The sequence below is a fragment of the Nocardiopsis halophila DSM 44494 genome, from assembly GCF_000341245.1.
GTDB classification, from domain to species: Bacteria; Actinomycetota; Actinomycetes; order Streptosporangiales; family Streptosporangiaceae; genus Nocardiopsis_A; species Nocardiopsis_A halophila.
The window spans coordinates 1-7,741 of sequence record NZ_ANAD01000049.1 but is presented as its reverse complement, the minus strand read 5'-3'; the positions used below and the strand labels follow the sequence as shown (position 1 = coordinate 7,741).

Here is a 7,741-nt window from a genome sequence, read left to right as displayed (position 1 = left end):
CCGACTCTCCCGAGATCAACGGCGAGGAGGGGGGTGCGCACCCGGGGGTGGGGACGCCGATCACGCCGCAGCGGTCGCACCGCTCCAGCGGACACGACCGGTACGGCGTCCGCTTCGGCCTGGGCGCATGAAAAAGACCCCGCCCGAGGCAGGGTCCGGCAGGGTCTAAGTGTGCGGGCCGATACGGCGGTCGCCTCACGGCGCAGGGCGCAACGCGGCTCCGAAGACCGCCGGGTCGCCCGAGGGCGCCCGACGCGGTATTCCGCGAAGGCATTGAATGGAGCCCGGGGGACACTTTCTACCGCACCGGCCCGCACCCCCTCCAACGGAGGGCGGGGCCACCCTATTCCACACAGAGGGGGTGGCGCATCCGGAACCGGGGCGACGGCGCGCCGAAGCGACACAGGCCACGCCGCGCACCCGCCGAAAGGGGGCGAAACGCCCGATCATCGGGGCGGATTCGGGGGACTCGCGCCCGCCGGTTTCCCGCGTGCGGGCCCGACCTGTGATGATTCACCTTGTGTGGCGTGAACTGATCGGTGAACTTTATCCCGAGGCCGACCCCGCGGCCCCGGCGGACGAGGCGATGCTCGCCGAGGTGGAGAAGGCCCTGTCCCTCCCCCTGCCCTTCGAGCTGGCCTCCCTGCTGCGGGAGACGGACGGCGTGTACAACGAGTACGGCGACGCCGTGGTGTGGAACGCCGAACGGCTCATCGAGGACAACCTCGCCATGCGCTCCGAGCCCGACTACGTGGAGCTGTACGCCCCCTTCGACGAGATGATCTTCTTCGGCGACAGCGACATGGGGCCGCAGTTCGCCTACGTGCACACCGACTACGGTCCCGGCATCGTCGTGTGGGACCACGAGACCGACCGGCGCCGCCTGGCCGTCGTCTCGCTCCGCGACTACCTGGTGCGCTGCTTCACCCAGGGCAACGGCTGGTACCGCTGAGGCGCCGGAGCCGGGCGGGGCCGTGGGGGCGGCCGGAAAACCGGTGGGATCCGGCCGGAACCGGACTCTAGGATCGGGCGCGATGAGCGAACACATCGAACTGATCCGGTCCAGCGACCGCCTGACCGACGACCTCGACTACGCCTACGCGGCGGTGACCACCGCCCGCACCGTGTACACCGCCGGGGCCTGCCCTCTGGACGTGGACGGCGCCACCGTCGCCCCCGGCGACTTCCAGGCCCAGGCCCGCCGCTGCATGACCAACCTGGAGACGGCCCTGGACGAGGCCGGGGCCGTCCTGGCCGACGTGGTGAAGTACACCGTCTATGTGGCCTCCTCCCGCCAGGAGGACCTGGTGGAGGCCTGGGACGTGGTCCGCGCCTCCTTCGGCGGCCACGACGCCCCCGCCACCCTGCTGGGGGTGGCGGCCCTGGGCTACGACGACCAGCTGGTCGAGGTCGAGGCGGTCGCCGCCCTGGCGTGAGCGGCGCGGCCGGGGCGGCGACCGTTCCCGCCNGGGCGGCCCCCCCGCCGGCCCGCCTCGCCGTCGGGGCCGTCAGAACCCTCAGAGCCGGTCGAGCAGCTCGGCCTTCTTGGCGCTGAACTCCTCGTCGGTGAGCAGACCCTCGGCGTGCAGGCGCCCCAGCTCGCGGATGCGCGCGTAGACCACCTTGCTCTGCGGGTCGGGGTCCTCCCCTCCTTCCTCTGCGCCGTCCGGGTCGGCCTCCGGGAGGGCGGGGCTTTCGGGGGAGGGGGCCGCCTGCAGGGCCGCCGCGTCACCGGGCCTGCCCCCGCTCCACAGGTAGGCCGTCACGGTCGCGGCCATGAGCAGAGCCCTGCCCTGCTCGGCTCCCTCGTCGAAGAGCAGGCAGGCCAGGTCCTTGGCCGGCTTGACGGCCTTGCGCTTGCCCCCGCTGCGCTCCACCACCCGCAGCAGTCCGTACTCCCACCCGTCCGAGGGGACCCACTCCACCTTCTCGATCCGCTCCAGCGGGTACTCCATGCGCTGCTGCGCGCGCTTGGGGCCCGAGGCGTTCCCGGCCCATTGAAGGCTCAGCGACGACCCGTCGAAGGCCGCGGTGCCCTCGTGCACCTGGATGTGCAGGGGCAGGGGCGCCACGAGCCGGGTGGCGGTGTCGGGCGCGGGCGTCCCGGCCCGTCCGGCGGCGAAGCGGATCTGGTCGGCGTGGTATTCGGCGACCAGCTCCTGCTTGGCGTCGCCGGTCAGCAGGAAGGGTTCGTCGCGGGAAAGGGAGGCGCCGACGAAACTGTAGGGGTCGGTCCGCTCGTGCAGGCGCAGCCGCAGCTCCCAGCCCTTTTTCTTGCCCCCGCCCTTGCGCGGGCGGAATTCCACGTCGGCGATGGCCTCCATGGGGACCTCGGAGCGCACGAGCGCCTTGTGCAGGGCCGGTGCGAGCCATCCGGTCGCGTACTCGATGACGACCTTCTCGTCGTCGAAGCTCCAGCTGCCCTGCTTGCCCGTGACTTTCTCCATTGGTCGATCATATTGGCGGCGGGCGGGGGTTCTGTGCCCGTGAGCAGGCCGCTCGCGGCCGTCCCGGGGAGGCCGTTCCCGGCGGACGTGACCTGCGAATTTATGCTATTTTGCGAAGGTCTGTGCGCCGGCGGGGGACCACCCGCCGCCGCACCCCGGTCACCAGGTGTAGTGGAAAAGAGCGAGCACAGCATGTCCGAGCAGTCCACCCCCGAGCGCCCCGTCGACGTGCGGGTGCGTGTGCAGGGCGAGCCCGTCGACGACTTCCCCGAGACGGCGCCCGAGGCGGCGCGCGGCCGTGTGCGCCGGATCACCGTGACCGGTGAAGAGGTGCTGCACCGGGCCAACAAGGACGTCGACGCCTCCATGTTCGGCTCCGCCGAGCTCTCGGCGCTCATTGACGACATGTTCCTGACCATGTACGCGGCCGAAGGGGTGGGCCTGGCCGGCAACCAGGTCGGCGAGGACCTGCGGCTGTTCGTCTACGACTGCCCCGACGACGACGGGGTGCGCCACGTGGGCCACGTCGTCAACCCGGTGCTGGCCGAGCGCGAGGCGGGGGCGGCCCTGGCCGTGGAGAACGAGGGCTGCCTGTCGGTGCCCGGCCCGCACGCCGAGCTGGCGCGCGCCGAGTACGCCAAGGTGACCGGTTTCGACAAGGACGGCGCCCCGGTGGAGATCGAGGGGACCGGCTACTTCGCACGCTGCCTGCAGCACGAGACCGACCACACCTACGGGCGGCTGTACATCGACCGCCTGGCCACGCGGCCCCGCAAGAAGGTCCTCAAGCAGATGAACGAGATGGCGGCCGACGTGTTCGCGCGCCGTGAGGCCAACGCCGCCAAGCTGCGGGAAGAGGGCATCGGCCGGGACTCCTGACCCCGCTGCGGAGCGCATGGCCCCGCTGCGCGGCTGCGGGCCGCGCAGCAGGGCGGGGCCGTGGGCCCGTCCGCCGGGGGGAGGGGACGGAAGCGGAGCGCGTCCGAACGATGGCATCATGTGTCGGAGTTCCCCTCCCGGCGGTCCCGCCAGCACGTTTTCGTGTGCTGCCGAGGACGGCTGCCGACGACCCCACGGTAAGGAAAGTCCCCGACAATGCTTGCGGAAGTAGCGCGAACCCCCCGCTTCGCTCTCGTCCCGGTCGCCGCACTGCTCGCCCTGGCGGCGTGCGGGGGCGGCGGTGAGGAGTCCGCCGCCGCCGACGACCCCGCCCCTGAGGAGGCGGCGGTCGAGACCCAGGACACGGGCGCCGAGCCGCCCGGGGAGCTGGAAGAGGGCGCGGTGCCCGAGGAGCTCCCCCGGCTGGACGAGGAGGACCTGCCCGAGGAGCCCGGGGACGACGCCCCGCTCGGCGAGCGGATCGCCTTCGAGGCCTTGGACAAGATCTCCTCCTTCGCCCAGACCGCCGACCCCGGGGCCGAGTACTCCTGCCCCGACATCGCGGGCGAGGAGGGCGAGACGGCCACCTGCACGGTCACCTTCATGGGCGAGGAGTTCGAGTACTCGATCGACATCGAGTCCTCGGGCTTCATCGTGCAGTACCAGCAGGACATGCCCGAGGGGCCGGTCGTGCGCGAGGCGGTGCAGGACCAGCTGCGCTACAAGACCAGCGCCGAGCGGGTGTTCTGCGACATGGACGACGTGGCGCGGGCCGCCCCCGAGTCCGAGGTCGAGGACGCGACCTGCTACTACGAGCGCGACGGCCGGGTCGAGGAGACCGGGCTGTCCGTCAACACCTACGGCTACGCCGAGTTCGACGAGAGCCGGTAGGCGCGCCGGTCCGCGACGCCGGCGGCGTGCGACGCGCCGGAAGCGGTGATCGCGCGAGACGAGGGCCTTCTGCTCCCGGTGCGGACTGTGGCGTCTCCACCGGGCGCCAGGAGGCCCTCTTGCCCTGTTCGGGGGTGCGGCGCCCGGCCCGTTCCAGGACGGCGTCCGCGGGAGGGCACTGTCGGCGGATTCGGCGGGTCTCACCCCGGGCGCAGTCCGGCCGGGCGTGGGACCCGGGCGGTGGGCGGGGTGGGAGGGCGGCGACGACGAGGCCGGGCGGGGTCGTGTCCGCCGGCGCGGTGGAACCCTCCGGGCCCCGGCCGCCCGCATCGACACCCCCCGTTGATCTCGGGAGAGTCGGGGGAATACTCGCCGGTATTACCCCGACTCTCCCGAGATCAACGGCGAGGAGGGGACGCACCGGGGGCGGGGTCGCCGATCGCGCCGCAGCGGTCGCACCGCTCACAAGGACGCGGCCGAGAGTCCCACCACTCCAGCGGACACGACCCCGGGGGGGCACGGGCCTCACGCCGGGCCGCATGGAGCGGCCGGACGGCGCTCTGCGCCGCCCGGCCGCTCCGGCCCCGGCTCCGGGGTCCTTCAGAGCCCTCAGTCCGGGCCCAGAAGGGCCGCCAGAGCTTCGGAGGCCCCGGGGCGGGCCTCCAGGAGGGCGGCCGCCTCACGGGCCGCGGGGGAGCCGGAGGCGCCGGCCCCCGCCCCGGGGCCGGCCCAGGCGCCCTCGGCGCCCAGCAGAGCCGCCACCGCCGAGCACGGGGCCCGGTGGCGGTTCAGCAGTTCCGCGGCGGGCCCGCCGTCCCCTCCGGGGGCGGCGGGCGCCGCGCCGGGGCCCACGGCCTCCGCACCCGCGCCCGCCCACGGCGGTGTCCAGGCGTCCAGCGCCTCCAGCTGGCCCGGGAAGGTGCGCCCGGCCTCGCGCACCAGCGCCGGCATCATCGCCCCGGCGTCCTTGCGCAGCGTCTCCACCAGGTTCGGCAGCCACGGCAGCAGTACCCGGTCGGGCAGCCGTGCGAACGCCTCGGAGACCGCCTCCACCACGAACGGCGCCAGCTCCGGGACCGGCCCCAGCGCCTGGGCGAAGCCGCTCAGGTAGCGCGGGTAGGACGGCACCACCAGCGGGTTGGACAGCAGTTCGGCGCAGCGCCGCCGCAGCCGGTCCCGGCTCAGGGCCCCGACCCGGTTCTGCGCCGCCCACAGCAGCGCCACCTTGGCCGGCTCCTCCGGGTGGGACTGGGCCACCGCCAGCTCCAGCTGGTCCCGGTCGCAGCCCAGCGCCAGCGCCGTGCTCTCCAGGGAGAACAGGAAGGACAGCATCGCCGCCACCTGCGCGGCCCCGGCCTCCTCCTCGGCGAAGGCCCGCGGCAGCAGGGTGCAGTAGTGCGCGTACCCGGCGGTCACGAACGCCTCGCACCAGGCGGGCAGGCCCGTCCCGGTCCCGCGGAAGTGCGCCACCAGCGCCCGGAACCGGCGCAGCACCTCGGGGGCGCCGTCGGCCGAGCGCTCGGCCGCGAGCACCTCCACCGCGCGCCGCCCCAGCTCGGCCACGAGCACCGGGGAGTCCAGCAGCACGATGGCGTCCTCGACCGCCCCCAGCACCGAGGCGGCCGTGGCCCGGGGGTCCCAGGCGGCCCGCCGCAGCCGCTGCTCCAGCACCTGCTCGACGGTGACGCCCTCATAGCCCAGCTCGATGAGCGAGCGCTGGTCGCGGCCGAGGGAGACGTCCCAGCTCTCCTGTACCGACCGGTCGCCCAGGGCGCACGCCCCGGCGATGGGCCGCACCACCTGGTCGGGCAGCACCCGGCGCAGCCGCCACAGCAGCCGCGAGGCCGGCTCCAGCTCCGGGTCGGCCCGCAGGTCGACGAGGATCCGCTGCACCGTGCGCTTGCCCAGGTCCACCCCCAGCGGCTCCAGCCGGTCGGCCACGTCGCGGGCCAGCGGCGGCATCGAGTCGTAGCCCACCGAGCCCACCCGGTCCCCGCCGAGCAGGATCTCGCACAGCCGCCGCACGTCCCGCCGGCCCGGGACGGTGTCCTTCTCGATGCAGGTGACGGCCGCGTCCTGGAAGTCGTAGGGGGTGGGGCGGGCCCGGTCGCGCAGCCCCGCCAGCAGCACCGCGGTCTCATAGACCGCGATGGCGTCGGCGGTGCTCGCGGCGTAGCCGTTGCGCCGGGCCAGCCGCACGATGTCCACGCACCAGGTGCGCAGCTCGGCCTCGTCGAGCGGGTCCAGGGCGGGCGGCGCCGACAGGTACCCCGAGAGCCGGGCCGGGTCGGGCCCGGCGGCCGGCACGGGTACGGCCGGCCGCTTGGCCGCGGCCGCGGCCCTGCCCTTCTGGCCCTTGAGCCGGAAGGGCCGCACCGACCGCGCCGAGACGTGCTTGGACCAGGTGGCCGCGGCGACCGACACCGCCCCCTGGGCCAGCCCGAACTGCGCCTCGATCGCCGAGTTGCTGGAGGGGATGAGCCCGTAGAGCCACTGGGTGGGCGTGGGCGGCGGGATCGCGAAGCCGCCGTCGCCGGCCGCCGACCCGGCCTGCTCGACGGGGCTGGCGGCGTGGAAGGCGCCGCACACGAACACGCACTCCGAGGGGGCGGCGCCCGAGGAGGCCAGGTGCTCCCGGATGCGCCGCCACATGTGCCGCTCGCGGTCCTCGTCCACGGCCAGCCGGGGGCCGTGCGGCGACAGGCGCCGGAACAGCCCGCCGACGGCGACCATGACCTGCCGGTAGGTGTCGTGGTCGGCCCGGGCCAGCGGCTGCTCCACGTACTGGTCCCACCATTCCGACCAGTGCCGCACGCGGCCGCGGTGCAGCAGGTGGCGCTCCAGGTCGGCGAAGCGCGGGCGCAGGTCGCCGATCTCCACGCCCACCGCGCCGCCGTGCAGCCCGGCGGCCTCCTCGGCCCGCTCCGCGTCGTCGTCCCCGTTCCCGTCGCCGTCCCGGGCGCCGCCGGCCCGGGCTGCGGCCTCGGCGCGGGCGTCCCACTGGAAGACCAGGTCGACCGGGCGGTCCACCGCCACCAGCTCCACCCCCGGCGTCTGGAGGGCGTAGGCGATGGCCTGGTACTCGGCCGAGGCCTCGGTCACCGGGGCGACCACGCTCAGCGGGCCGCCCCGGGAGGGCAGGTCCTCGGGCCGCGAGGCGAAGGCCTGCAGTGCCACGGGCAGCCGGCAGTTGTGCAGCTCGGACAGGAGCGGCGCCAGGTCCTCGCACAGCTCCACGAAGACCACCCTGGGGCGCTTCTCGCGCAGGCGGCGCGCCATGGCCAGCGCCGAGGCGGGGGAGTGGTGCGCGACGGGGACGACCTCCACCGGCTCGCGCACCGCCCGGTCCACGTCGTCGACCATCCCGGCCAGGATGTCGGCGGCGGCGCCGGGCGCCCCGGCGAACTCCTCGGCCGCCTCGCGCAGGTGCTCGCGCAGCGGGGCGAAGGGGGCGGCGCCCGCCGGGGCGCCGCCGGTCGCGGTGGCGCCGCTCACGACAGCGCCTCGATCGCCTGCTTGCCGCC

The 7,741-nt window shown here is 74.6% G+C and carries 6 protein-coding genes; 4 read left to right on the top strand and 2 right to left on the bottom strand.

Features of this window, described 5'->3' with window-relative positions; translation table 11 throughout:
* The first annotated feature begins 508 nt into the window (after positions 1-508).
* Both D450_RS0106085 and D450_RS0106080 read left to right on the top strand, forming a co-directional pair.
* On the top strand, positions 509-952 hold the full coding sequence (locus D450_RS0106085; protein ID WP_039820186.1) for an SMI1/KNR4 family protein: 444 nt from the start codon (positions 509-511) through the stop codon (positions 950-952).
* Between the two features lie 82 nt (positions 953-1,034).
* Positions 1,035-1,436: a RidA family protein gene (locus D450_RS0106080; protein ID WP_017537787.1), complete on the top strand. Its 402-nt coding sequence runs from the start codon at positions 1,035-1,037 to the stop codon at positions 1,434-1,436.
* An 81-nt stretch (positions 1,437-1,517) separates the two neighbouring features.
* Here the strand turns inward: D450_RS0106080 and D450_RS0106075 are convergent, their stop codons facing one another.
* Complete coding sequence (locus D450_RS0106075; protein ID WP_017537786.1) at positions 1,518-2,447, bottom strand: DUF4429 domain-containing protein; 930 nt, start codon at positions 2,445-2,447, stop codon at positions 1,518-1,520.
* Between the two features lie 192 nt (positions 2,448-2,639).
* Here D450_RS0106075 and def point away from each other — a divergent pair, with 192 nt between their 5' ends.
* Both def and D450_RS0106065 read left to right on the top strand, forming a co-directional pair.
* Complete coding sequence (gene def / locus D450_RS0106070; RefSeq protein WP_017537785.1) at positions 2,640-3,326, top strand: peptide deformylase; 687 nt, start codon at positions 2,640-2,642, stop codon at positions 3,324-3,326.
* Positions 3,327-3,542: 216 nt separating this feature from the next.
* Complete coding sequence (locus D450_RS0106065) at positions 3,543-4,217, top strand: hypothetical protein (RefSeq protein ID WP_017537784.1); 675 nt, start codon at positions 3,543-3,545, stop codon at positions 4,215-4,217.
* A 609-nt stretch (positions 4,218-4,826) separates the two neighbouring features.
* On the opposite strand, the gene D450_RS0106060 is transcribed toward D450_RS0106065, so the two are convergent.
* Positions 4,827-7,712 carry a DUF5682 family protein gene (locus tag D450_RS0106060; RefSeq protein WP_017537783.1) on the bottom strand — a complete coding sequence of 962 codons (2,886 nt, stop codon included), beginning with the start codon at positions 7,710-7,712 and terminating at the stop codon, positions 4,827-4,829.
* Positions 7,713-7,741 lie beyond the last annotated feature (29 nt).

What these genes read in the sequence shown, in the direction of transcription:
- D450_RS0106085 (WP_039820186.1), top strand. Translation starts at nt 509, where the DNA reads ATGATTCACCTTGTGTGGCGTGAACTGATCGGTGAACTTTATCCCGAG.
- D450_RS0106075 (WP_017537786.1), bottom strand. Translation starts at nt 2,447, where the DNA reads ATGGAGAAAGTCACGGGCAAGCAGGGCAGCTGGAGCTTCGACGACGAG.
- D450_RS0106080 (WP_017537787.1), top strand. Translation starts at nt 1,035, where the DNA reads ATGAGCGAACACATCGAACTGATCCGGTCCAGCGACCGCCTGACCGAC.
- D450_RS0106065 (WP_017537784.1), top strand. Translation starts at nt 3,543, where the DNA reads ATGCTTGCGGAAGTAGCGCGAACCCCCCGCTTCGCTCTCGTCCCGGTC.
- def (WP_017537785.1), top strand. Translation starts at nt 2,640, where the DNA reads ATGTCCGAGCAGTCCACCCCCGAGCGCCCCGTCGACGTGCGGGTGCGT.